This window comes from Niallia sp. FSL K6-0212, from assembly GCF_038007605.1.
Classification (GTDB): domain Bacteria; phylum Bacillota; class Bacilli; order Bacillales; family Cytobacillaceae; genus Niallia; species Niallia circulans.
In genome coordinates, this window is the sequence record NZ_JBBOXL010000001.1 from 1,705,654 (window position 1) to 1,728,934 (window position 23,281).

23 protein-coding genes and 2 riboswitches are annotated in these 23,281 nt (G+C 37.9%); of the genes, 17 read left to right on the forward strand and 6 right to left on the reverse strand.

The genetic code is table 11. The features are described from left to right. Positions 1-94: 94 nt before the first annotated feature. Positions 95-1,366 (reverse strand): FAD-binding protein, encoded by a 1,272-nt coding sequence (locus MHH96_RS08095; RefSeq protein WP_341117049.1) that lies wholly within the window; start codon positions 1,364-1,366, stop codon positions 95-97. A 215-nt stretch (positions 1,367-1,581) separates the two neighbouring features. Further along, positions 1,582-1,668, forward strand: a riboswitch (cyclic di-GMP riboswitch). Between the two features lie 127 nt (positions 1,669-1,795). On the opposite strand from MHH96_RS08095, the gene MHH96_RS08100 reads away from it, so the two are divergent. From MHH96_RS08100 to MHH96_RS08140, 9 genes are all read left to right on the forward strand, one after another. Further along, positions 1,796-2,164 carry a hypothetical protein gene (locus MHH96_RS08100; protein WP_047943348.1) on the forward strand — a complete coding sequence of 123 codons (369 nt, stop codon included), beginning with the start codon at positions 1,796-1,798 and terminating at the stop codon, positions 2,162-2,164. Positions 2,165-2,219: 55 nt separating this feature from the next. Continuing rightward, complete coding sequence (locus MHH96_RS08105; RefSeq protein WP_235844557.1) at positions 2,220-2,930, forward strand: hypothetical protein; 711 nt, start codon at positions 2,220-2,222, stop codon at positions 2,928-2,930. Between the two features lie 46 nt (positions 2,931-2,976). Then, on the forward strand, positions 2,977-4,164 hold the full coding sequence (locus MHH96_RS08110) for a methyl-accepting chemotaxis protein (protein WP_047943349.1): 1,188 nt from the start codon (positions 2,977-2,979) through the stop codon (positions 4,162-4,164). Positions 4,165-4,258: 94 nt separating this feature from the next. Then, positions 4,259-4,335, forward strand: a riboswitch (cyclic di-GMP riboswitch). 100 nt (positions 4,336-4,435) lie between these two features. Continuing rightward, the gene (locus tag MHH96_RS08115) at positions 4,436-4,600 is read left to right on the forward strand and encodes a hypothetical protein (RefSeq protein ID WP_186325697.1); all 165 of its coding nucleotides are present in this window, start codon (positions 4,436-4,438) and stop codon (positions 4,598-4,600) included. Positions 4,601-4,644: 44 nt separating this feature from the next. After that, the gene (locus MHH96_RS08120; protein WP_144546402.1) at positions 4,645-6,294 is read left to right on the forward strand and encodes a pyridoxal phosphate-dependent decarboxylase family protein; all 1,650 of its coding nucleotides are present in this window, start codon (positions 4,645-4,647) and stop codon (positions 6,292-6,294) included. Positions 6,295-6,546: 252 nt separating this feature from the next. Further along, the gene (gene dcuS, locus MHH96_RS08125) at positions 6,547-8,142 is read left to right on the forward strand and encodes a DcuS/MalK family sensor histidine kinase (protein ID WP_047943351.1); all 1,596 of its coding nucleotides are present in this window, start codon (positions 6,547-6,549) and stop codon (positions 8,140-8,142) included. A 1-nt stretch (position 8,143) separates the two neighbouring features. After that, entirely contained in the window at positions 8,144-8,851 is a 708-nt protein-coding gene (locus MHH96_RS08130) for a response regulator (protein ID WP_047943352.1), read from the forward strand. Positions 8,852-9,045: 194 nt separating this feature from the next. Further along, positions 9,046-10,014 carry a 2-keto-3-deoxygluconate permease gene (locus tag MHH96_RS08135; RefSeq protein ID WP_047943353.1) on the forward strand — a complete coding sequence of 323 codons (969 nt, stop codon included), beginning with the start codon at positions 9,046-9,048 and terminating at the stop codon, positions 10,012-10,014. 149 nt (positions 10,015-10,163) lie between these two features. Further along, positions 10,164-11,867 (forward strand): NAD-dependent malic enzyme, encoded by a 1,704-nt coding sequence (locus MHH96_RS08140; protein ID WP_047943354.1) that lies wholly within the window; start codon positions 10,164-10,166, stop codon positions 11,865-11,867. Positions 11,868-11,951: 84 nt separating this feature from the next. Here the strand turns inward: MHH96_RS08140 and MHH96_RS08145 are convergent, their stop codons facing one another. Beyond that, positions 11,952-12,137: a hypothetical protein gene (locus MHH96_RS08145; protein WP_061801099.1), complete on the reverse strand. Its 186-nt coding sequence runs from the start codon at positions 12,135-12,137 to the stop codon at positions 11,952-11,954. A 525-nt stretch (positions 12,138-12,662) separates the two neighbouring features. Here MHH96_RS08145 and MHH96_RS08150 point away from each other — a divergent pair. From MHH96_RS08150 to MHH96_RS08175, 6 genes are read left to right on the forward strand one after another with little or no spacing between them, the layout of a single operon-like run. Beyond that, entirely contained in the window at positions 12,663-13,445 is a 783-nt protein-coding gene (locus MHH96_RS08150; protein WP_341117052.1) for a sugar phosphate isomerase/epimerase family protein, read from the forward strand. Continuing rightward, positions 13,442-14,251 carry a 5'/3'-nucleotidase SurE gene (gene surE / locus MHH96_RS08155; protein WP_047943357.1) on the forward strand — a complete coding sequence of 270 codons (810 nt, stop codon included), beginning with the start codon at positions 13,442-13,444 and terminating at the stop codon, positions 14,249-14,251. The genes MHH96_RS08150 and surE overlap by 4 nt, the downstream gene beginning before the upstream one ends. Beyond that, entirely contained in the window at positions 14,244-15,284 is a 1,041-nt protein-coding gene (locus MHH96_RS08160; RefSeq protein WP_152680029.1) for an ABC transporter substrate-binding protein, read from the forward strand. Before surE ends, MHH96_RS08160 begins: the two co-directional genes overlap by 8 nt. A gap of 27 nt (positions 15,285-15,311) precedes the next feature. Further along, positions 15,312-17,036 (forward strand): ABC transporter permease, encoded by a 1,725-nt coding sequence (locus tag MHH96_RS08165; RefSeq protein WP_341117059.1) that lies wholly within the window; start codon positions 15,312-15,314, stop codon positions 17,034-17,036. Next, complete coding sequence (locus MHH96_RS08170; RefSeq protein ID WP_047943359.1) at positions 17,029-18,105, forward strand: ABC transporter ATP-binding protein; 1,077 nt, start codon at positions 17,029-17,031, stop codon at positions 18,103-18,105. The genes MHH96_RS08165 and MHH96_RS08170 overlap by 8 nt, the downstream gene beginning before the upstream one ends. 16 nt (positions 18,106-18,121) lie before the next feature. Then, positions 18,122-18,946 (forward strand): PHP domain-containing protein, encoded by an 825-nt coding sequence (locus MHH96_RS08175; protein WP_047943360.1) that lies wholly within the window; start codon positions 18,122-18,124, stop codon positions 18,944-18,946. Between the two features lie 49 nt (positions 18,947-18,995). Here the strand turns inward: MHH96_RS08175 and splB are convergent, their stop codons facing one another. Beyond that, positions 18,996-20,024 carry a spore photoproduct lyase gene (gene splB, locus MHH96_RS08180; protein WP_047943361.1) on the reverse strand — a complete coding sequence of 343 codons (1,029 nt, stop codon included), beginning with the start codon at positions 20,022-20,024 and terminating at the stop codon, positions 18,996-18,998. Then, the gene (locus MHH96_RS08185; RefSeq protein ID WP_016204006.1) at positions 20,021-20,284 is read right to left on the reverse strand and encodes a transcriptional regulator SplA; all 264 of its coding nucleotides are present in this window, start codon (positions 20,282-20,284) and stop codon (positions 20,021-20,023) included. The genes splB and MHH96_RS08185 overlap by 4 nt, the downstream gene beginning before the upstream one ends. Positions 20,285-20,446: 162 nt before the next feature. Between MHH96_RS08185 and MHH96_RS08190 the strand changes: the two genes are divergently transcribed. Then, on the forward strand, positions 20,447-20,812 hold the full coding sequence (locus MHH96_RS08190; protein WP_341117062.1) for a carboxymuconolactone decarboxylase family protein: 366 nt from the start codon (positions 20,447-20,449) through the stop codon (positions 20,810-20,812). 40 nt (positions 20,813-20,852) lie between these two features. Further along, positions 20,853-21,281, forward strand: coding sequence for a pyridoxamine 5'-phosphate oxidase family protein (locus MHH96_RS08195; protein WP_144581452.1), 429 nt, complete (start codon positions 20,853-20,855; stop codon positions 21,279-21,281). Positions 21,282-21,307: 26 nt separating this feature from the next. On the opposite strand, the gene uvsE (MHH96_RS08200) is transcribed toward MHH96_RS08195, so the two are convergent. Then, the gene (gene uvsE / locus MHH96_RS08200; RefSeq protein WP_341117065.1) at positions 21,308-22,273 is read right to left on the reverse strand and encodes a UV DNA damage repair endonuclease UvsE; all 966 of its coding nucleotides are present in this window, start codon (positions 22,271-22,273) and stop codon (positions 21,308-21,310) included. A 43-nt stretch (positions 22,274-22,316) separates the two neighbouring features. Then, a complete protein-coding gene (uvsE, locus tag MHH96_RS08205; protein WP_061801089.1) occupies positions 22,317-23,270 on the reverse strand; it encodes a UV DNA damage repair endonuclease UvsE in 954 nt (317 codons plus the stop codon). Positions 23,271-23,281 lie beyond the last annotated feature (11 nt).

Sequence of the window (23,281 nt, forward strand, 5' to 3'; positions counted from 1 at the left end):
TTTATATTTTCTAAAAAGCAATGGGGGCAATAGATTAAGCATCCATTGCTTTTTAGTTTAGAAGCAGCCTAGCGACATTTTATTGTAAACGGATTCAATTCTGTTCGTTAAAAATATACCTATTCATAAAAGTATTGCGGAACTTACCTTGTGGGTCATACTTCATAAGTAAATGCTGGAATGCGGGCATTTTTTCATATAGCGATTGTATTTTGGAAGGGGCAGTAGTAAATAGCTTCCCCCAATGTGGCTTTGCTTGAAAAGGCTCGAGCTTGGATTCGATTAGTGGGAGTACTTGCTGAACTTCTTTCCACTTATCTTGCCAAGTAAAATGAATAGCGACGGAATCCTGTTTATAGGATGGACTTAACCAAAGTTCGTCCTTCGCAATTGTCCGCACTTCAGAAATAAATAAAAGGGGTGCAATGTATTCACGAATGTCACTAAGGGCATAAAGAGCGTTATAAGCATGTTCTCGCGGGAAAATATATTCACTTTGCAGCTCTTGACCCTTACTTGGAGTGAAGTCCATTCGGAAATGTGGCATGCGGTCAAGCCAATCTCCTGGAACACCGAGCTGTGCCGTGCAATTAGTTGCAGCGACTCCTCGTACTGGATGAAGATTTTCTTTGGCTGCTTTTGCTCCGTAAAAGTCATCACCTAGTGAAAAAGTCTGGTCATTTGTCAGCTTGCTCTTTAACCACACTTGATTAAATGCTTCGTTCTGCCAATCTGTAAACAGACTGACACTATAAGCACTGGAAGAAATGATATCAAAATGATCAGCTATTTGAGCGAATGGAAGATTTTCATAAACATCTTGCCGCATTTGATGACTTGGATGAATAGCTAAGGTTAGTTTTGTAACAATACCAATTCCTCCTAATCCAACGACTGCACCATGTAATTCCTCTTCTGACTTTTCTCTCGAAAAAGTTATGATACTACCGTCCGCTGTAACGACTTCCATAGCGGAAACTGCAGCAGCTAAATTTTGATTGCGATTACCTGAACCATGTGTTGCTGTGGCACAAGCTCCAGCAATCGAAATGTGTGGTAGGGATGCAAGATTATGTAAGGCATAGCCATGCTGCTGAAGCATTTGGCATAGATCTCCATACTTCATTCCTGCTTCTACAGTTACTGTTTTTTCTTCCCTATTAATAGCAATAACTTTATTCAGTTTTTGCAAAGAGACGATATTCTCGTCTGAATCTGCGATGTTATTAAATGAGTGGCGAGTTCCAATTACACGAAGCTTTTTTAATTTTAAAACTAATTGTTGAATTTCCTCCACTGATTCTGGTTCGTGCCAGTTCGTCGTGCTATATTGATAATTACCTGCCCAATTCCTTTTTAATCCCATAACTTCACTCCTTTATTGGGTTTTTTATACATTTTAACTATATACGCAAGGAGAGAGAATTTTCAAATATTATCGTTTGGAAATCACAAGGTAATTAGACCTATTTTTTGTTTCTTTTATGTGAAGAGAAAATCCTGGTATCGACAAAAAATGACAAGTTCCTTATAATGGAATAGTAATATGTATACATGCTATTAGAACTATTGTTTTCCTGAAATTGAAAAAAGCAAACTTATCGAAAGGTAAGGACGCAAAGCTACGAGTCTAAAATCCTCTTGGATAATGATAGTCGGGTTGCCAGGTATACTTTAAGCAATTATTTGGCTATCCCTATTTATGTATTAGGATAGCTATTTATTTTTACTTTGGATTCGTGGGAGAACAATAAAAAATATAAACTAAACAAACTTATAGAAAAGGAGATTCGAGATGATTGTTGTAGACAAAAAGAAGTATAAAATGGAAATAGATGAAAACTCAAAAGAAGTACGTGTACAGGTACATGGGTTGATGAGAGAGGAAGACGCAGAGGGGTATATGGTTGATTTACAGGATACGATAAGTAAAGTATCCAAAAAAGACTATACTTTTGTCGTGGATGGTACTCATCAAACGCCCGTTCCATCAAAGGTGGTACCTCAGTTAGAACAAACAATGCAATTTTACTCTAGCTTAGGTTTTAAGGATGTTCTTGTAATTAAACCTTCGTCTAAAATTGCCCAAGTGCAAATTAGAAATGCCCTAGAAAGAATTGATTTTGCAGGTACATTTATTGATCGTGCATCTCATTCTAAGTAATGCCAGGTTGTAAATAGAAAGCTGTTTTTAATCGGATTTGAAGGGGAGTTATGAAGTGAAAAAGGTAGAAATGTCGTATAAATATGAAATTATAACAAAGGAACAAACGGATCTAATCGAAAAGGCTGCTGACTGTCTTGCAAGCTCATTTATTGGAGTAGATATAGCTGGGAAATGGGTTCAAGAGCCAATGGTTGGTCAATTAAATATAGGCTATGATGATTTCTATCAGTTCACGAAAGATTATATAGATGCTACTGTGGAGCAGGGATATTGTGCAGTCGCTATAGATAATAATCAAAAGGTTGTTGGTGTTCTTGCTGGAGATACTAATGCGCCAGAGATTATTGGGGAAGATGTATTTGAAGGCACCTTTTTAGATATGAATGTTATTCTACATGTTCTTGAAGATGTAGATAAACGCTTTATGGAAGATTATAAGCAGCGTACTGGAAAAGAACTGCAGGATGGCGAGATACTTCATTTATTTATGTTAGGAGTAACTGCTGAACACGAGCGTCACGAAATTATTAAGCAATTAGGAAATAAATTAATAACGAAAGCATCTGAACAGGGATTAAAGGCTGTTGTTGGAGAAGCAACTAATCCTAAGTCTATACGTGTAATGGAAAAATATCACAATATGAAAAAATATAAAGATGTTAAAGGAAATTATATTGTTCATAGATATCAAGAAAATAGTAGATTAAAAGATATTCCTGCAACAATCGCAGACGGCACATATATCATTATGAAAGAACTTTAAAATTTCAAATGTCTAAACAAATATATAAATAGGAGAGTTATTTATTATGGAGGCTATATTGCTAGGTATTATTGTTATCTTATTGGTTACCACCGTGTATTTTGCTTATCGATATTTTACATTGAAAAACCATCCTCATATTAATAAAGAAATAATGAACGGGATGAAAGAAATAGCGGCAGGTAATATGAGCAGCAAAGTAGAAGGAGCAAGTTCTTATCATGCTACCTTTAATCAAGTAATTGAATTTTTAGAGCATGTGAGGGGAAAGTTCTTTTCTTTTTCCAAAAACGTACATAAAAAGGGAGAAAGTTTAACGGAGATCGGTGAATACGCGATGGAAAAGGCGGACATTGTAAGAGCTGCAATTGATGAGGTTGGCAGAGGTTTGCAGAAACAATTAGTCGCTACAGAGGAAAGCGCCCTTTCAATGGAGGAAATGGCTCAGGCGATTGAAGATTTGTCCATAAGATCCAATCAAATTTCTGAACAGTCCAATACTACGTTAGAATTAACGCAAGAGGGAGACGAAAAGTTAAAGGACTCTTTAGTGAAAATGAAGCAATTTAACCAAACAATCAATACGACTTTTCATGCGATAAATAATCTTGGTGAAAAGTCTAAAGAAATTGGTACAATCGTAAAAGTAATTACAGGGATTTCTGAACAAATTAATCTATTGGCATTGAACGCAGCAATAGAAGCAGCTCGGGCTGGTGAACACGGTAAGGGATTCGCTGTTGTAGCAGACGAAGTACGAAAATTGGCTGAACAGTCCCGTCAGTCCTCTTCAGAAGTATCCAATATTGTGAAAAATATTCAAGAAGAAACGAATATAGTTGTCAAATCAATGCAGCAGGGCACAGAAGAATTCAAAGAGACAAATACGAACATTCTAGAGGTTGGAACAATGTTTGAACAGATTTTGTCTACGACAAAGGTTATTGCGGAAAATAATGAAAATTCTTCTGCAAGTACAGAAGAATTATCGTCTGCTTCTCAACAAATCATGGCAACAATTGTACAGATAGCTTCTATCTCACGGGAATCGGTTGAAATGTTTGAGGAATTAATCGAAATCAGCGATGATGAATTACAAACAATTCAAAATTTAGTACAAGAAGCCGAAAATCTTTTAGAATTGAAAAATGATGTGGATAAACTATTATCTACGTGGAATCAAGAATCAGCACAAAACCCACATGCTGAAGGTGATGTTAGTGTAGCGGTTTAAGCTAGAAAAAAAGCTTCTCATCGGTAATCAAACTTGTGAGAAGCTTTTACTTTCATTCCACTTTTAACGTCAATAACAGTATTTTGTTATATTCCTTTGAAAATAGCAAACTCATTGAAACATGAGGACGCAAAGCTGCGGGCCAATTTCCATGGCAGCCGGGTTGCCAAAAAAGGCTGGATATTTGCTAATAAGCAATATATTGCTTTTTTATGTCCTCTTTCGTGTGGACTTTTTTATTTGGACTTTTGTCTCTAGCAGAAGGGAGTATATGCTGCAAAAGTGGAAAGGGAGTAATTATGTCACAACAAGAGCAATGGAGAGCAAAAATAGGATTGGCAGGGTAAGAATATGTATTTTTTACGTCCTGTTGAAATACATTGTTCCTATTGTCATAATTATCGTTATCTTAGACGCAGCAGGCCTATCAGGTTGATTATTACTTTGTTAAATAATAAGAAGCATTCAGGAGGTCAAATAATGAAGGAAATACAAGAATTGTTTCCTAGTATGGACGGAAATGACTTTCAACGAGAGGAATTGCTGTCCTACTTTAAGACAATTTTAACAAAAATAGATGAATTAAAGGATCCTGACAAATTAACACTTGGAGAAATGCCAGAGTACACAGAGGATTATTATAATCGTGTGATTCAAAATGCGAATGTTCCTCAAGCAGGTGTGTCGATCAATGAAGTAATCAAGGAGCTTCTAAAATTGGTAGAAGGTCATCGCTATGTCAATCGTAATTATGTGGCAAATGCAGCACCTTTGCCGAATATTGCTAGTATCATAGGTAATTTAGTCATGGTGCTTGTAAATGGCAATAACCTTTGGGATGTAGAAGGTCCAGCCGCAGCTACAGCTGAGGTGGAAATCACAAGTATGCTTTCTAAATTAATCGGATATGACGAAAATTTAAGTGCGGGCTATACAACATGGGGAGGACAAGGGGCTGTTTTCAATTCTTTACGCCTCGCTATTGCTCGTTATGCTCCTTCCTCTAACCTAATGGGCATTCCGAAAAATCTTTATTGCTTCTGTTCGGAGCTATCTCACTACAGCTTATATAAATCGGTAGAAGCTGCCGGAATTGGGGTAGAAAATATGGTTCGAGTCAAGGTGAACCAAGATCATTCTATGAATCTTGAAGATTTAAAGGAGAAAATAGAACAGGTTATTGCAAAAGGTGGGGTGCCTCTTTATATTCTGGCAACAATGGGTACAACAGATACCTTTGGAATCGATGATATAAAGGGAATTAAGCAGCTTGCGGAGGAGTTAGAACGCAGACATTGTCTAAGCCCGCTCTATATTCATGCAGACTCAGCGATGGGAGGAATGTATACCTTTTTTAATAATTATGATTTTGAGAGAAATCCTCTACAATTGGAAGAAGATGTTAAGGGAGTTTTGCAATCCTATCAACAGAAGTTTACACAGATCAAACTTGCTGATAGTATGGTATTTGATTTCCATAAGCTAGGACAAACACCGTATATTACGAGTTTATTTTTGGTTAAAAACAGAGAGAGTCTTAAGTATGTTGATTTAGACGAAGAGGAAACTCCTTATGTTGGCAATCGTGGTTACGGCAGCTATCATACAGGCTATACATTAGAATGTTCGAGAATGGGAAGTGCGTTAGCAATTTATGCATCGTTATTAGCATTTGGTGTGGAGGGCTATCAAAAGCTGCTAGCTAACTATATTCGTGTGAATAGTAAATTTAGAGAGACGCTGACAAAAGAAATCCCGAATGCTGCCATTACGAATGAGGTTTCACCGATTACCACTTTCCGTTTTTATCCAGAAGAGCCAAAATGGATAGAAGAAAGGAACGGTCTTTTAACTGCTGAGGAAATGATTGAAATTAATCAATTTAATGATGCGTTTGCAGAAATAATCGGTGCTGAAAGAGATACGATCTTCTTTGGAAATACAAAAAAGCAGTGCCTAGTAAAAGCAGCAAATTCAAACAAGCAAATCCCTGTATATGCGCATAAATTTTTCACTATTTCGCCATACTCTACAGTAGAAGAGATTGACCGTTATGTGGCATTTTTAAAAGAACACTTATCATTTTTTATGAAAACAAAACCAACCTATGACAGCATTTCTTTGTTGTAAGGAAGGACTTTTTTTAATTACAAAAAGGCCCCATAGCTTATTTAAGTATATAATAAATTAAAAAAACTTTCTCTTAACAGGGGAAGGTTTTTTAGTTTTCATGGCCATATATATCAACAGATAGAAACTCTTTTATTAAATGATAGCCTTTATGATAGAGAATGGAGTCTGCTTCTATCCCTTTTTGAGCGCAGCAGTTTTTTATTTACGTATGACTAAAACAATTAACCCTATAACACTTTGGAGGAGAATATGAAAAAAGGCAAATTCAGTTTACAAGCTAGCATTATTATTTTTGTATGTATAGTTGTTGCATTGTCTCTTGGCATTACGGATTTGATTATCAGTAATAGTATTACCTCCAGTGTGGAAGAAACACAGAAAGAGAAGGCACTGAATGTTGCGAGGATGATGGCGATAACTCCGCAAGTAATAGAAGTTCTTGAAGGCAGAGAAAATACAGAAGATGTACAGGTGTTTGCCAATAAAATTAAAGCACAAACGAATGTGAACTTTGTTGTGGTGATGGATATGAACGGAAACCGTCTATCCCATCCGGAATCTAGTAAAGTTGGAAAGCATTTCAGTGGAGGGGATGAAGGACCAGTACTTAATGGAAAGGAATATGTTTCTATTTCCAAAGGAACGCTTGGAAAATCGATGCGGGCATTTACGCCAATAAAAAACGCTGAGGAAGAGCAAATTGGTGCAGTGGCAGTAGGAATTTCTTTAAAGAGTGTAACAGAAGCTGTCCACAAAGGACGGATGGGGATTGGAATAGGGACATTAATAGGAATTCTCATTGGCATAATTGGGGCTGTGGTGCTGGCGAGATATTTCAAAAAAATTCTGTTAGGGCTCGAACCCTTTGCTATTGCCAAGCTTCTGGAAGAACGAAGCTCGATGCTGCAGTCTGTGCGTGAAGGCATTATAGCCATTGATCAAGAGGGAAAAATCACGCTTGTGAACAAGGCAGCTAGTAAGCTTTTTCAAAAAGCGGGCATTGGGGAGGATGCTATTGGAAGGAATATTGAAGATTATTTACCAGAAACTCGGTTAACACGCATTATAAAATCCGGTGAAATGGATTTGGATCAAGAGCAGAACTTGCATGGGGTAACCATTTTGGTAAATAGAGTGCCTGTAGTGGTAGAAAATCAAGTAGTTGGGGCTATTGCCACATTCCGTGATAAAACAGAGGTTCAGCAATTAGCTGAGCAGCTGACAGGGGTGCGCAATTATGCGGATGCGCTCCGTGCTCAGGCGCATGAGTTTATGAATAAACTCCATGTTATCCTTGGTTTAGTTCGTACGGAACAATATGAAACCCTTGCTAATTATGTAAGTGAAACGGTTAATCACCGGGAAACAGAGGTAGGCTTTGTTACGAAGAAGGTTCAAGATCCTGTACTTGCTGGGTTTTTGATTGGTAAGCTAAGTTTTGCTAGAGAATCAGGCGTTTCCCTTTCCTTTGCTTGTGAAAATATCCTTCCAAAACCAGCAGACCCGGAGATTACAAATGAACTAATTACGATTATCGGAAATATCTTTGATAATGCAATAGAGGCAATGGTAGACAGCATAAACAAAAAGGTAGATCTTACCTTGGATTATGCAGAAGAAATTTTAACCATCGAAGTGAAAGATACTGGAATAGGAATGACGAATGCCCTTCAAAATAAAGTGCTAGATAAAGGCTTCTCTACTAAAGGAAATAATCGGGGATTTGGATTGTATTTATTGGCAATGGCGATTGAAAGGCTAGAGGGGGAACTTATTATTTCGTCCAAGCCTGGAAAGGGCACCACTTTTGCCGTATATATACCATATAAAGCAGAGGATGAATAAAATGATTAATGTAATGATTGTGGAAGATGATCCGATGGTAGCAGAAATTAATAAACGATACCTTTCTCAAATCAATGGGTTTCATTTAACTGCAACCGCCAATTCAGTAGATGATGCGATTTCTTTATTAAAAAAAGAAAAAATAGAGCTTATCCTTTTAGATATTTTTATGCCTGGTAAGATTGGACTAGAGCTATTAGCTTATCTACGAAAAAATGATCTTGCTATTGATGTTATCGTGATTTCAGCTGCTTCTGATCTTGAGCGCATTAAGAAGGCTTTAAGACATGGTGTAGTCGATTATTTAATAAAGCCATTTGAGTTTGAAAGATTTAACACAGCGCTGACAACTTATCTAGAACAAACTAGGATTACCAATAAGCAAGCTTCCATTAGTCAACAAGAGTTGGATGCGCTTCTTTTGCATCGAGAAGAAACTGTGACAGTGGAAGAATTGCCGAAGGGATTAACAAAGGATACGTTAAAACAAGTATGGGAAGCAGTTCAAAAATTAAAAGAGGAACCCTTTTCGACCGATGATGCTGCGAACTTAGTAGGTATATCAAGAGTATCTGCTAGAAAGTATTTAAATTTCTTAAAAGATTTAGGAATACTGGAAGTTAAGGTAATCTATGGCACGATTGGAAGACCTGTTTATCAACATGAATATAATCGATTAAAAGAACACAGAATAAAAAACTTTTTGTAAGCAGTATGAAGGCTGCTTACTTTTTTTATTTACAAAAAGAATTATTAAACTTTCATAAACTATGAAAGCGTTTAACAGGGGAGTAAGATGAACTTGTAAAAAACAAAAGCAGTTTGAGCATAACAATCTCAAACGTATTGATAAAGGCTCAAAGGAAGTCGATAGGGAGTAAAAACTTTGTTAGGAGGATTAAAATGCATATTCCAATTAAGAAGACACTTGATAAAATTCCAGGTGGTATGATGGTTGTACCGTTATTTTTAGGGGTATTAACTAACACATTTTTTCCGCAATTTTTAGAAATTGGCCATTTTACAACAGCTTTATTCAGCAAGGAAGCATCATCCACCATTCTTGCATTATTTATGTTTCTGATTGGTTCACAAATTAATTTCAAACTTGCCCCAAAGGCAATCAAAAAGGGTGCCATCTTACTAACAGGTAAATTTATAGTAGGGGCAGGGATAGGGATTGCAGTCGCCATGTTTTTTGGACCTGCTGGAATATTAGGGTTATCACCATTGGCAATTCTTGCAGCCCTATTAAATGCGAATGGAGGATTATATGCATCGCTTGCTTCTTCCTATGGTGATGAAACAGATGTAGGAGCATATGCTTTATTTTCTTTAAAAGACGGACCATTTTTCACGCTAGTTGCACTAGGAGCATCCGGACTTGCAGCCATTCCTTTCCAGGCACTTGTAGGTGTCTTAATCCCAATTTTGATTGGAATGATTTTGGGAAATATTGATCCGGACATGAGAAAGTTTCTTGGTAGCAGTAAATTATTATTAATTCCATTCTTTTCTTTCCCATTAGGAGCAGGAATGGATCTTAGAACCATTGTAGAAGCAGGAGGACCTGGATTATTACTAGGATTAATAGCCGCATTTACAGGAATTGGAGCTTATCTTCTTTTGAAATTATTTAAAGAAAATCCAATTGTTGGCTTAGCAACAGGCTCTACTGCTGGGAATGCTGTCGCTACACCAGCTGTGGTTGCAGCCGCAGATCCGACCTTATCTTCTATAGCCCCAGCAGCTACTGCTCAAGTTGCAGCAGCATGTGTTGTATCTGCCATTATCTGTCCGATTATTGTTAGCTATGTATTTAAAAGGTCGCAAAGAAAGAAGACTAAAAAATCGATGGCGAGTGCAGCATGACAGGTAAAAAGGAGTACTGCATTATTTAGTTACAAAATAATGAATTTAAGTTAAATAAACTAGTGAGAAAGTACAAACAGTAATAACATAGGAACAAAAGAAAGCGATCTTTTGATCATCATTTTAAATAGAAAGAAGGATCACCCACAATGACTGTGTCAGATAATGTAATTATCACAACATTAAAAGGAAAAGAAATTCTCTCTAATCCCTTTTTAAATAAAGGAGTAGCTTTTACAAAAGAGGAAAGGGAAGACCTTGGTCTAGACGGTCTGTTACCGCCCCAAGTACTTACGCTTGATGAACAAGTAAATAGAGTCTATGAGCAATATTTAATGCGGACCACCAACCTTTTCAAAAATGGCTTACTGAATGACTTATATAACCGAAATGTCGTTCTATATTACCGACTTTTAAAGGAACATCTTGCAGAAATGCTGCCGATTGTTTATACACCGACTGTCGGTGATGCTATCCAGTCTTACTCTCATAGCTACCATCGTCCAGAAGGATTATATCTTTCCATTGATCATTTGGAAGGGGTGGAAAAGGCGTTTCGTAATCTAGGAAAAGCCAAAAATGATATAGATTTAATTGTTGTCACTGATTCGGAAAGTATCCTTGGTATTGGAGATCAAGGAGTAGGTGGTATTAATATTGCAATAGGAAAACTAGCGGTATATACAGCTGCTGCTGGTATTGATCCTAGCCGAGTTCTGCCGGTTGTACTAGATGTTGGTACGAATAATCAGTCCTTAATTGATGACCCTATTTATATTGGTAATAAGTTTGCCCGTGTTCGTGGAGAACGTTATGATCAATTTATTGATTTATTCATTCATACCGCAAGAAAGTTTTTCCCAGAAGTACTACTTCATTGGGAGGATCTTGGCAATGTGAACGCCCGCAATATTTTGGATAAATATGGGGACAAAATTCTTACTTTTAATGATGACATTCAAGGAACAGGTGCTGTAACGCTTGCAGCGATTATGTCTGCATTAAAAGTAACAGGCGGTGCATTGAAAGATCAGCGCATCGTTGTCTTTGGCCCAGGGGCTGCAGGAATCGGCAATGCAGACCAAATGGTTGATACAATGGCTCTGGAAGGACTTACTAAAGAAGAAGCATATGAGCGTTTCTGGGCGATTGACTATCGAGGATTACTGACAGATGAAACACCAGATGTTTTGAAATTTCAAATGCCTTATGTAAGAAGAGCAGAAGAAGTCAAGCAATGGAATCGAAATGAGGATGGGATCATTTCTTTAATGGAAGTAGTTAAAAAGGTGAAGCCAACCATCCTAATTGGTACTTCTGGCCAAGCCGGTGCTTTTACGGAAGAAATCGTGAAAGAAATGGCAAAGCATGTAGAACGTCCTATCATTATGCCGATGTCCAATCCTACTAATCTTGCTGAGGCAATGCCGGAAAACTTAATTAAATGGACGGACGGAAAAGCACTAATTGCGACTGGAAGTCCGTTTGCTGATGTAGAATATAATGGTGTTTCCTATGAAATCGGGCAGTCGAATAATGCATTTGTCTTCCCGGGTTTAGGGCTTGGAGCTATTGTTGCAAAAGCGCAAATTATTTCCAAAGGAATGTTTGCCGCAGCCGCCAATGCGGTAGCCGAGATGTGCGAAACGAACCAACCAGGGGCATCGTTACTCCCTTCGATTGAGAAATTACATGATGTATCTATCTATGTGGCAGTTGAAGTCGCAAAAGCGGCTATAGAGGAAGGAATTGCAAGAGCCGAGATTACGGATGTAACAAAGGCTGTGGTTGATGCAGTTTGGCAGCCTGAATATAAGAAAATTAAGAGTGTTGGAATTTGGGCCAATGTTTAATGAAATTATAAATTAGAAAAAATGCCTCTACTCCTGGTAGAATCGGATTGTTCGATTAGCCAGTGGTAGCAGGCATTTTTAATTTTAAAATTCATGGTTTTCTTTCTTTTTTCTATATTTTATAACATCCGTAATTACCCATAGAGGGATAATAAGAACGACAAAAGCAATTTTTAACCAATAATCAACAACACTAAAGAGAATAAAAAGCATAAATAGAGCATAACAAACAAATTTCAAAACTAAATTGACTAATTCAGATTTAAACATCGTTATCAACACCATTCGCTATTTTTACTATCCTATACGAATAACGAAATCAATAAGTTTCGTTAACCTCGAACAAAATCCGCATTTACAAGCACAATTTCTGATTTATTTATTTTTCAATATTAAAGCAAGCAGAAAAGCGTTCTCTATGCCCCAAAGGAAGAGGAGGAAAGGAAAAAGGGAACAGAGAAAAACAAACAAGCTGAAGCAACTCCTATTCGGAGAGGCATTTTTTCTTTAGAATAATTTTGCTTTTACTTAGCTATTAGAAATCTTCCTAGGTCTTTTCAAACCTATGTTAGTTTCTCCTACATAAATTGCTGTGTATTTTAATCGAATGTAAATAATTTACGATTCTTTTACAAAAGCTCGCTTTTTTCCTGTAAAATCAATCCCTTCATCTTAAATAAACAGAATTTTATTTAATGATTTCTTTACACTACTCCCTAATGTAGCTTTATATTTGTTTTCTAAAATTTAAATTAATAGAGAAATTAATGTAATCAAAAGGAGTGAGGTACTTTTATGCATTTTGCGTCCACACTAGCTTGGGCTTATCCGGTAGATCAAGTGGTCCAGCTTGCTAAGCAGAGCGGGTTATCAGGATTAGAAATTTGGGCAGAACATGTGTGGTTTCACGGTACAGATCCAAACAAAATTCGTGAAGCGAATCGGGATCAGTCTATCAACCTAACTATGCATGCGGCGAGTTGGGACTTAAATATTAGTTCTTTAGAAAAAAAAATAAGAGAAGGCTCTGTAAAGCAGATACGGAATTCTATTAAGTTAGCAGATGAGATAGGGGCAGACTCGATAACGTTTCATCCGGGGAGGTTGACACTTCCGCAGATAAAACTGGAAATATACGAAGCTTTCATGATGGAATCCATTTTTACATTAATCGAAACAGCAAAGCGGTACAAGAAAACCTTAAGCATAGAATTGATGGAGGTAAAGACAAAGGAATTCGTGACAGCTCCGGAAATAATGAATCGATTAATCGCGAGCTTCTTACCGGAACTGAAAACAACCTTTGACGTTGCTCATATTTCAGAAGGAACTCCACAGCAAGCCTTTGCTCAGTTAATAAATGTGGACAAAGTTCATATTAGTGACAATTCACGAGCGCAGCTGCATGTTCCTCTTGGTATGGGTATTCTGGATAGAAATATGCTGAATGAATTCATATCGATAAATGATCTTCCTGTTGTAGTAGAGGGCTTTGATGCATCAGAAAGTTTAAACTGGTGGAATCATAATCTTCATTATTTAAAAAGCCTGGAAATGATGAAGGGGGTACCGCAATGAAAGTGCTCGTAACAAACGATGATGGTATTTTCGCTCCAGGTCTTCAGGCTCTAGTTGAAGTGCTTCAGCATTTTGCAGATGTTTATGTGTCCTGCCCAGATCAGGAAAGAAGTGCTGTCAGTCATTCGATAACATTAAGAGTTCCTTTAAAAGCAAAACCACTACCGCTTTTTCCTGGTGTAAAAGGGTGCTGGGCTGTTAATGGAACTCCGGCAGATTGCGTCAAGCTTGGAATAGAAGTGCTGATGAAAGAGTCGCCAGACTTTGTTGTTTCAGGAATAAATCTTGGACCAAATTTAGGGCGTGATCTTTATTATTCAGGCACCATGGCTGGAGCGGTGGAAGGGCTGCTTTATGGAATTCCAGCTGTAGCAGTATCATTAAATGCCTTTTCTGATATGGATATCAATTATGAGAAAGTAAAAAAGCTGCTTTATCCTATTGTGGAAGTACTTCTGCAAAACAAGATTCCAAAAGGAGTTTTTCTTAATGTGAACTTACCATACCTTTCAAGGGAAGTTTATAAGGGAGTACGTATTGTCCCTCTGGATATGGATGTTGCCAGATATTCATATGTTGGACTGAATGATCCACATGGACAAGTGTACTACTGGCTGAAGGATCAGCTTCACAATATGAAGGACCTTAATGCAGATAGTGATTACACCTCGTTGAGAACAGGCTTTGTGACCATATCACCGATTGAGTTTAGAACATTTCATAGAAGAAAAAAAGAACAAATTGAACGTTGGTTTGCTCATTTAAATATTGCTGGTACAGATGAGGAGGAAATAGATTATGCGTAAGTGGATGCTTGTATTAATGTTTGGAATATTGATGGTTTTTGCAGCAGGCTGTGGCAGTAAGGAAAACAGTGAGCCCGGTAATGCATCTAAAGATACAGGTTCATCAGAATCGAAGCTAGAGGGATCCCTTCATTTTTATACCTCACAGCCCGATGCAGATGCTGCTAAATTAGTAGAAGGATTTCAAACTAAATATCCTGATGTAAAGGTAGAAACATTCCGTTCCGGAACAGAGGAAGTCATTTCAAAAATTAAAGCGGAAAAAATGGCTGGCAAGATTCAAGCAGATGTTCTATTGGTAGCAGATGCAGTAACATTTGAAAGTTTAAAAGAAGAGGATATGCTCAAAGCATATGAATCAAAAGAAGCTGCTGAAATTCCTGCTGAGCTTGTGGATCCAGATCATACTTACTATGGAACGAAGGTCATGGCAACTGGATTAGTTGTAAACACGCAAAAAGTAAAAGAAATGCCAACAAGCTGGAATGTCCTTACTTCTAAAGAAGCAAAAGGAAAAATTATTATGCCAAGTCCATTATATTCCGGTGCTGCTGCCTATAATTTAGGAGTGTTCACTCGTCAAGATAACTTAGGATGGGACTTTTACAAAAATATTGCTGCAAATGATGTAACGGTTACAAAAGGGAATGGCGATGTACTTAAGGGTGTTGCTGGTGGAGAAAAAGACTATGGGATGGTTGTAGATTATCTAGTTACACGCGCGAAAGCAGAAGGATCTCCAGTGGAGCTAATTTATCCTGAAGAAGGGGTGCCAGTTATCACTGAACCAATAGGAATTATGAAAGACGCCGAGAATTTAGGGGCAGCAAAGGCCTTTGTTGATTTCGTTCTATCCGAGCAAGGACAAAAGCTTGCTGCCGAGCTTGGATATACACCAATTCGCAAAGGAATTGAAGCTCCTGAGGGACTTAAAACGATTGATGAAATGAAAGTCCTTTCTACTGATGTGCAAGAATTATATCGTGCCAGAGATGGTGATAAGAAAGAATTTGAAACAGTAATTAGTGAATAGAACACTTTTTATGAAGGAGTGGACATAATGAACTCATCTATTCAGAGCTCTGAAAGGAAGAAGGAAGCATTATTTCCGCTCTCCTTTTCTTATTTTTCCCGTAAGTGGTGGGGGATTCCTGGATTTCTGCTGCTTGTCTTTATCTTTTTACTTCCTGTTTGGCGTCTTGTCTGGCTGAGCATTTCCTCTGGAGAAGGAATTAGTCTGGAACTTTATCAGGAAGTAATGATAGAAAAGGCAACGTGGAAGACGATTCAAAACACTGTTATTATTACGGTCGCAAGCACATTGCTCTCCCTTATTTTAGGAGTAGGTCTTGCATTTATCATGGCATACTTGAATATCAGGACAAAAAAGTGGCTGCAATTATTCATCTTTTTACCTTTTTTGATACCATCGTATATCTCAACCCTTGCGTGGGTACAGTTTTTTGGAGGAAACGGCCCTATCCAATTTCTTTTCCATCAATCAGTTAATTTGTACAGTATGGGAGGAATCATTTTTGTTCTTGGGCTTTCCCATTATCCCCTTGTTTATTTGATGAGTGTGGAAGTATTTCGCAGGATACCAAGGGAACTGAAATATGCCGCCAATACTTCTGGGGCATCTGGGGGAGTTGTCTTTCGAAAGGTAATTTTTCCAATGGCGCTTCCGGGAATTGCGAGTGGTGGTATTCTTGCTTTTTTATCTAATATTGATAATTTTGGCATTCCGGCTTTTCTTGGTATACCAGCAAATATCCGCGTTTTGAGTACGTATATTTACGAACAGATTATTGGATATGGACCATCTGCCTTTGCAAGAGCTGCTGTTCTTTCCGTTATTCTTGGTGTAATTTCTTTACTTGGGACAGTCCTCCAATGGGCAATTATAAGAAAAAGCAATGTAAGTGAAACAGCAGCACGAGATATAGAGCCAAGGTATTTTCTCCCAAGGGGCTGGCGAAATGCAGTGGAAATAGTGCTCTGGATGTTCCTGTTGCTCACGACACTTTTACCATTAGTCGTTATGGCTTCTACATCCTTTATCAAGGCATATGGATTATCCCTTTCATGGGAAAATCTTACCTTAAAAAATTATTCGTATCTATTATTTGAGGATGCTAAAACGGGAGCTGCGATAGGAAATAGCGTAACGCTTGCCTTGGTAACCATGCTGATTTGTATGGTAATTGGAACCGTTATTGCCTATCTTCGTTTTAAAAAGCCATCTGTTTTGGTGAGGGTCTCAGAAATTATTGTAACTATTCCTTATGCTTTGCCAGGAACGGTATTTGCATTAGCGATTATCTTAATGTGGCTACAGCCGGTGCCAGGCTTTCAGCCAGGAGTTTATGGAACAATATGGATTTTGCTTATTGCTTATATCACTCGCTTTACGGTATTACAGATGCGGGGAAGCCTGACTGCCTTTTCGCAAATTGATTCTTCTATGGAGGAAGCAGCAAGAATTTCAGGGGCAAAAGCATTAGCAAAATGGAGAAGCATCCTTTTTCCCTTGCTAATGCCTGGTATATTAAGCGGCGCTGCTCTTGTGTTTCTGACTGCTCTCACAGAGCTGACTGTGTCCAGTTTATTATGGTCTAGCGGTTCTGAAACGGTAGGTGTTGTTATCTTTAGTTTTGAGCAAGCTGGATACACCACTTACTCAACGGCATTTTCCACTTTAATTGTGGGATCTGTATTGATCATGGGCATTCTATTTGTTTTATTAGAAAGAATCTGGAAGAAGAAGGTGATGAAGAGTGATTAGTATTGATGGGTTAAAAAAGAACTATGGAAGCTTTACAGCCTTAAATAATATTAACTTAGAATTGCTAAATGGTGAATTTATCGCTATTCTAGGTCCTTCTGGATGTGGAAAGACGACGTTATTACGGCTTTTGGCAGGGTTCATGAAACCGACAGAAGGAACGATTACGATAGATAATGAGTTAGCAGCAAGCTCTAGTAAACTCGTTCCACCTGAGAAAAGGAATATAAGTATGGTTTTTCAATCCTTTGCGTTATGGCCGCATATGACAGTAGAAGACCATATTCGCTTTCCTCTTAAGCATCATCGGTTTGGCAGAACAAATGGCAAAGAGGAGCAGGAGATTAGAGTTGGAGAAGCATTAGGAATGGTGGGCCTTACCCAATTGAAAACACGCTATCCGGCTGAACTTTCTGGAGGTCAAAAACAGCGAGTTGCTCTTGCTCGTGCTATCGTTCCAAAGCCGTCTCTTCTTTTGATGGATGAACCATTAAGTGCACTTGATGCGGAACTCCGTATGGAGATGAGAAGAGAGATTAGTAGGATTCACCGGAAGCTGGGAACGACCATTATTTATGTTACCCATGATCAAGGAGAAGCTTTGGCGATGGCTGATAGAATTGTTGTAATGAATAATGGAAGAATCGAGCAGATTGGTACTCCGGAAAGTATCTATAATAATCCCCAGTCGGTATTTGTTGCAACATTTGTTGGAAAGAGCAATCTGATCAAAGGAGAGTGGATTGGAGAGGATCGGTTTATTCCCGCAGAGTTTCCTAATGTTTCTTGGAAAGACATCGGAATTTCAAAGGAGATCAAATCCCAAAATCTTTACCCTGTTCGTCCTGAACAATGGAAGCTTGGCCAGGCAGAGCAAGACGAGATGACAGGAATCGTCCAGTTTGCCCAGTTTCAAGGGAATGAAATTCATTATAGCGTTCAAGTGGGGGAAGAGACAATTAATGTGTATGGATCTGTTTTTGAAAACCGATTTCTGCCAGGAGACGCTGTTTCCTTGAGGGTATATAGTGGAGTAGAGGAAAGAGCTGTGGTGGCAGGGAGCAGGTAGACTAGGAGGGAAAAGCATGATGGATTTGCATATACATTCCATCTATTCTGATGGTTTCTGGACACCACGAGAAATAGTAGAGGATAGTATCAAAAAAGGGTTGGAAATTATTGCGATAACGGATCATGATGTATTAACTGGGTATGAAGAAGCTTTATCTTATAGCAAGGATGCATTAAAGGTTATCCCTGGGATTGAACTTAATACAGATGGTCCTCAAGGTGAATTGCATATATTAGGCTATCAATTTGATCCGCAGCATCCTAAATTAAAAGATCATGTCTCTTGGAGAGTGGAGGATAGAGTTCAATGGGGAAAAAGAATAGTGGAGAAATTAAGAAATCTTGGCTATGACATTTCTTTTCAAAATTGCCTTGCTCGTGTTGGAAAGGGCGTACTTGTTCGAACCCATATTGCAGATGAACTAGTATCAGCAGGTTATTTTCAGAACAGTAAGGATGCATATGAACAGCTTTTAAAAAAAGGAAAGGCTGCTTTTGAAGAAAGAGGCAGTTTTTCCGCAGAGGATGCCATTAAACTAATCCACAAAGCTGGCGGTCTTGCATTTCTAGCTCATCCAGGTATCTATAAGCATGAATTTCAGCTTCAACAGTTAATTGATTATGGGTTAGATGGTATCGAAGTATATCATTCCAAACATTCCGATAAGGAACAAAACTATTGGGGGAGAATGGCAGAAGCATTTAATCTTCTTGTATCTGGAGGTAGTGACTTTCATGGTCCAGAATCGCGGAATCCTTTTCCGATTGGAAGTGTAGAGATACCGCATACTCAAAGACTACCATTGTTAGGCGGTACCAGAAGTTTAACGGAAAAATAATAATCAATGGAGAAAAAGGTCTCATACATAAAAGACCTTTTTCTTTTTTTTACGTAAAATATTCTAGTTTAGCATCAGGGAAAAATTTTTTCATATAAGAATGCAGGTGATCCTTTATGTCTTCTTCTTCTTCTTTTTGATAAATATATTTTCCTATTCCATATTTCCCCCATTTATACCTGCGTTTTTCTTCATCTAGCTCTAATTTAGTCATTGGATAATTTTTTTGGATTACCCTTTTAGCAGGCTTTGTAAAGCGGTGCTGGATAAACTCAAATGTTAAATCCTTCTTTGCTTCTGGGGGCAGCTCAGCATCTAGGCGTTCAAACATATGCAGATAGCCTTCTTCCCATCCTTCATGGAGGTAAATGGGTGCCACGATAAATCCTAGGGGATATCCGGCTCTTGCGACTTTTCCAGCAGCCTCTATTCTCTTTTCCAAAGGAGAAGTCCCGGGCTCGAAGTTTTTGATGACGTAATCTGCATTGACACTAAAGCGAAAGCGGGTTTTTCCATTGTGCTTCGCATCAAGTAGGTGATCAACATGATGAAATTTTGTGACAAATCGCAGTTTGCCGTACTCTGATTCCCCGAAGTGTTCAATGGCACGTTTAAGCGTATGGGTTAAATGATCGATTCCAACGATATCAGATGTACAGGATGCTTCGAAACGTGTAAATTCTGGAGCACGTTCTTTCATATAGTTATCGGCAGCTTCTAAAATTTCCTCGACATTTACATAGGTGCGGATGTATGGCTTGCTTCCCATTGTAGTTTGCAAATAGCAATAATGACAATGTCCCATACAGCCGGTAGCAAAAGGTATGGCATATTCGGCAGAGGGCTTAGATGTATCAAATTTGAGTGTTTTGCGAATGCCGACAACCAGCGTTGACTTTGCCACTCGGTAACGTTGAAAATCATTGTCGCCAGGAAGATTTCTAACTTGATTATGGGAAGTGGTATAGCGAATCTCTATATCCATCTTCTTGAATTTCTCCAGCAGTTCTTTCCCTAATGGATACTCTAATGCTTCCGGTTCAAAATAGACAAGCTTTGGAGTGAAGGGTTTAATCATTCCAATCTCCCTTCTGAAACATCTCCATAGTAATAATAGTAGGCTTCTTGAGCTTCTGCTTCTGTAGCATATACAGCAACTTCGTTTGAGAGAGGGTAGTAATTTTCGTATAGAAATAAAGATAGTTCATTAGAATCGTCTGGATTTTTTACAACAGCGGCTGCTTGGATATTCGCTACATCTTGGGTATGCGGGTTTCGGTAAAAAACATAGACGATGTCTCCAGCTTGATAGGCATGATTTTCATTATACAGTTCCATTCACTCACTTTCTACATTGAATATAATGCCATTTTTCCCTTCCCAATCACCAGTTATGTATCACTTTTTATGGAAGTTATGGGAAATGAATAAGGGATAATTAATTCGTTTGAAGTTTACTTATAATAAGTTTGATGTACAGCTTAATCAAAAAAGGAGTGTTTGGAAATGGAAGCTAGCAATTCAATAGAATCTACCTTGTTGTCGTTTAAAAAGGGAATAGGTGATTTTACACAAAAAATGCCTGAGTTTGCAAGTAGATATAATGCTTTTACAGAAGCCTGCTTTGTAGAAGGTGCATTAACTCAAAGGCAAAAGCAATTAATTGCTTTAGGAATTAGCCTTCATGCTCAGGATGAGTATTGTATTATCTATCATACAAAGGGCTGCTTAGATCAAGGGTGTTCCGAACAGGAAATTCTAGAAGCAGTAGGTGTAACTGCTGCATTTGGCGGGGGAGCGACCATGAGCCAAGGAGTTACCCTTGTACAAGAATGCATTCAGGAATTGAATCGTTTAGAACATTAATAGCTGAAAAATAACAGTAATTATAGGAGCAAAACAGAATATGGCAAATCAAAATTTAAAGAAACAAGTTATTAACATTATTTCAGGTCATCGAACAGGAGTATTTTCATCTGTGGAAAATAATAAACCCCATTCCCGGTATATGACATTCTACCATGAAGATTTAACTTTGTACTCGCCCGCTCAAATGGATACAGAAAAGATGGATGAGATAGAAAAAAACCCTCATGTTTCTGTATTGTTAGGCTATGAAGAAAAAGGACAAAGCGATTCTTATGTTGAAATAGCTGGAACTTGCTCTATTAATAATTCTGAAACATTAAAAAAGCAGTTTTGGAACGAGTCATTTCAACAATGGTTTGAAGGCCCAATGGATCCAAATTATGTGTTCCTTCAAGTGCAGCCTGACGTTATTCGAATTTTAAATAGGAATGGCGAACCTGCACAAGAGTTAACACTAGGCAATTAATGAATTATTTTAGGCTCTTCTTTCCTTTACTTAAGACGGAAAGAAGAGCCATCAATCATTTCTACATCGTTTCTAATGTTCACTTCTTCTATTAACTTAAAAAGAGCCTCATCCTTCTTTTTAGCTTCTATCATGCAATCGATAACAGGAATGCTTCCTTTTATGCGGTTTAGGAAATCGAAAAACATATCTATATCAATATAATCGGCATGATGACGGAAATGCTTTTCATCTTTGGGACTCGAAATATGCATTTTAATTGGTAATGGAGATGTACTCCATGTTTGAAGAATGCGACTCCAGTTATCTTCCCAATTGGGATTATGATGATGGGCGAGATGGTGATGATAATCAAACACAAGCGGAATCCCTAATTTCTCGCATAAGTAAAGAGTATCTTCCAATGTGAAAGAGGTATCATCATTTTCAAGCATGATCATGTCTTGAATAGAGTTTGGGACTAGCATCCAATTATCAATAAATTTTTCTAATGATTTTTCGGTATCTTTATAATTTCCTCCCACATGCATAACACAGCGATGAGTTGTATCAATCCCCATTCCCTTTAATAATAAATAGTGTAATCTTAAAGTTTTAATTGAGTTCTTCCATATATGTTTTTGATTGGAATTAAGGAGAACGAAGTGATCAGGATGAAAATCAATCCTAATCTGATGCTTTCTGGCAAATTCACCTATTTCCTTTAAAGGCTCTGTTAAAGGTTTCATATAATCCCAATCAAGAAGCTCTTCGTGATTGGCTAATGGAATCAGCCTGGAGGTAAGGCGGTAAAAATGGATATCGGAAGCAGCAGTATGTTTTAGGAGCCGAAGCGTATTATGGAGATTTTGCAAGGCGATTCGTTCCAGCTTACGAAGGCCTGCTTCCCGGTCATCTATTTTTTGAAACTGTTTAAATGTCATCGTCCTTGAAGGGGATGCATTTTTTACCATCATGCTCATTGCGACATATCCAAGTCGAACAATAGTCATCCATTACACCTCGTTGTTAGTATTCAAATGTAGAGAAACATTCCTACCATTCTATTGTTCCACCGGAAACTCTCTTTACTCCTCTAATAGAGGCAATGTCCTCGATAAGCTTAAACATAGCCAGATTTTTTTGTTTTGCTTCTATCATAACGTCGAAATCTTGATTAAGATTTTTAGCCATTTTAAAAAAGGGCTGTACAAAATCAAATGAGACAAAGTCAGCATGAGAACGGAAGGCCAGAGTGGATTTCGGGGAGGAAATATGGACTTTAGGAACCATTCTATGATTTTCCCACGTTCTAAAAATTCGCTCCAAATAAAGGGCTAAGTCAATATCTTCTTTATTGGCCATATGGTGATGATAATCAAGGATCATGGGAATGTTTTCCTGCTCACAGGTTATCAGTGTTTCTCTCACATTATATGTTTTATCATCATTTTCAAGGGTCATCTGGTTCTTAATTGCCATAGGAAGTTGCTGGATATTTTGCTGGAATCTCTGTAAAGAAGTCTCTTTATCACCATAGGATCCACCAATATGAATATTAATAAGGCTATTATCAAGGGCATCCATAGCTTCTAGCATTTTATAATGGAAGGTCATATCTTTTATCGCATTTATGGTTACTTCTTCCCTAGGACTAGTAAAAAGCGTAAATTGGTTGGGGTGAAAACTAACCCGCAGTTTAAATTGTTTAACTAATTGGCCAAGTTCTCTCCACTGTTCCTGAAAAGGAGTTATGAAATCCCAGTTTACATCTGGATGCGTTGCTAAGGGGACTAACGAACTGGATAAGCGATACAATGGAATTTCATTGGCAGCATTATAATAGAGAATTCTTTTCGTATTTTTTAAATTTTGAGCTGTAACAGCTAATAGCTTTTCTGTAGCTTCCTGTTTAGGGAGTGCTGAATATCGGGAGAAGGTTAAAGCCTTTGAAGGACTTGCATCCCATAATCCTAGTGCATTAGCCACATAGCCAAAGCGAATCTTCATCTGTTTAGTTC

Bases quoted from the DNA above. Each gene is read 5' to 3' on its own strand.
- MHH96_RS08130 (WP_047943352.1), top strand. From the start codon at position 8,144: ATGATTAATGTAATGATTGTGGAAGATGATCCGATGGTAGCAGAAATT.
- MHH96_RS08135 (WP_047943353.1), top strand. From the start codon at position 9,046: ATGCATATTCCAATTAAGAAGACACTTGATAAAATTCCAGGTGGTATG.
- splB (WP_047943361.1), bottom strand. From the start codon at position 20,024: ATGATTAAACCCTTCACTCCAAAGCTTGTCTATTTTGAACCGGAAGCA.
- MHH96_RS08195 (WP_144581452.1), top strand. From the start codon at position 20,853: ATGGCAAATCAAAATTTAAAGAAACAAGTTATTAACATTATTTCAGGT.
- dcuS (WP_047943351.1), top strand. From the start codon at position 6,547: ATGAAAAAAGGCAAATTCAGTTTACAAGCTAGCATTATTATTTTTGTA.
- uvsE (WP_061801089.1), bottom strand. From the start codon at position 23,270: ATGAAGATTCGCTTTGGCTATGTGGCTAATGCACTAGGATTATGGGAT.
- MHH96_RS08100 (WP_047943348.1), top strand. From the start codon at position 1,796: ATGATTGTTGTAGACAAAAAGAAGTATAAAATGGAAATAGATGAAAAC.
- MHH96_RS08140 (WP_047943354.1), top strand. From the start codon at position 10,164: ATGACTGTGTCAGATAATGTAATTATCACAACATTAAAAGGAAAAGAA.
- MHH96_RS08150 (WP_341117052.1), top strand. From the start codon at position 12,663: ATGCATTTTGCGTCCACACTAGCTTGGGCTTATCCGGTAGATCAAGTG.
- MHH96_RS08115 (WP_186325697.1), top strand. From the start codon at position 4,436: ATGCTGCAAAAGTGGAAAGGGAGTAATTATGTCACAACAAGAGCAATG.
- surE (WP_047943357.1), top strand. From the start codon at position 13,442: ATGAAAGTGCTCGTAACAAACGATGATGGTATTTTCGCTCCAGGTCTT.
- MHH96_RS08110 (WP_047943349.1), top strand. From the start codon at position 2,977: ATGGAGGCTATATTGCTAGGTATTATTGTTATCTTATTGGTTACCACC.
- MHH96_RS08095 (WP_341117049.1), bottom strand. From the start codon at position 1,366: ATGGGATTAAAAAGGAATTGGGCAGGTAATTATCAATATAGCACGACG.
- MHH96_RS08165 (WP_341117059.1), top strand. From the start codon at position 15,312: ATGAACTCATCTATTCAGAGCTCTGAAAGGAAGAAGGAAGCATTATTT.
- uvsE (WP_341117065.1), bottom strand. From the start codon at position 22,273: ATGACTATTGTTCGACTTGGATATGTCGCAATGAGCATGATGGTAAAA.
- MHH96_RS08145 (WP_061801099.1), bottom strand. From the start codon at position 12,137: ATGTTTAAATCTGAATTAGTCAATTTAGTTTTGAAATTTGTTTGTTAT.
- MHH96_RS08175 (WP_047943360.1), top strand. From the start codon at position 18,122: ATGATGGATTTGCATATACATTCCATCTATTCTGATGGTTTCTGGACA.
- MHH96_RS08120 (WP_144546402.1), top strand. From the start codon at position 4,645: ATGAAGGAAATACAAGAATTGTTTCCTAGTATGGACGGAAATGACTTT.
- MHH96_RS08160 (WP_152680029.1), top strand. From the start codon at position 14,244: ATGCGTAAGTGGATGCTTGTATTAATGTTTGGAATATTGATGGTTTTT.
- MHH96_RS08185 (WP_016204006.1), bottom strand. From the start codon at position 20,284: ATGGAACTGTATAATGAAAATCATGCCTATCAAGCTGGAGACATCGTC.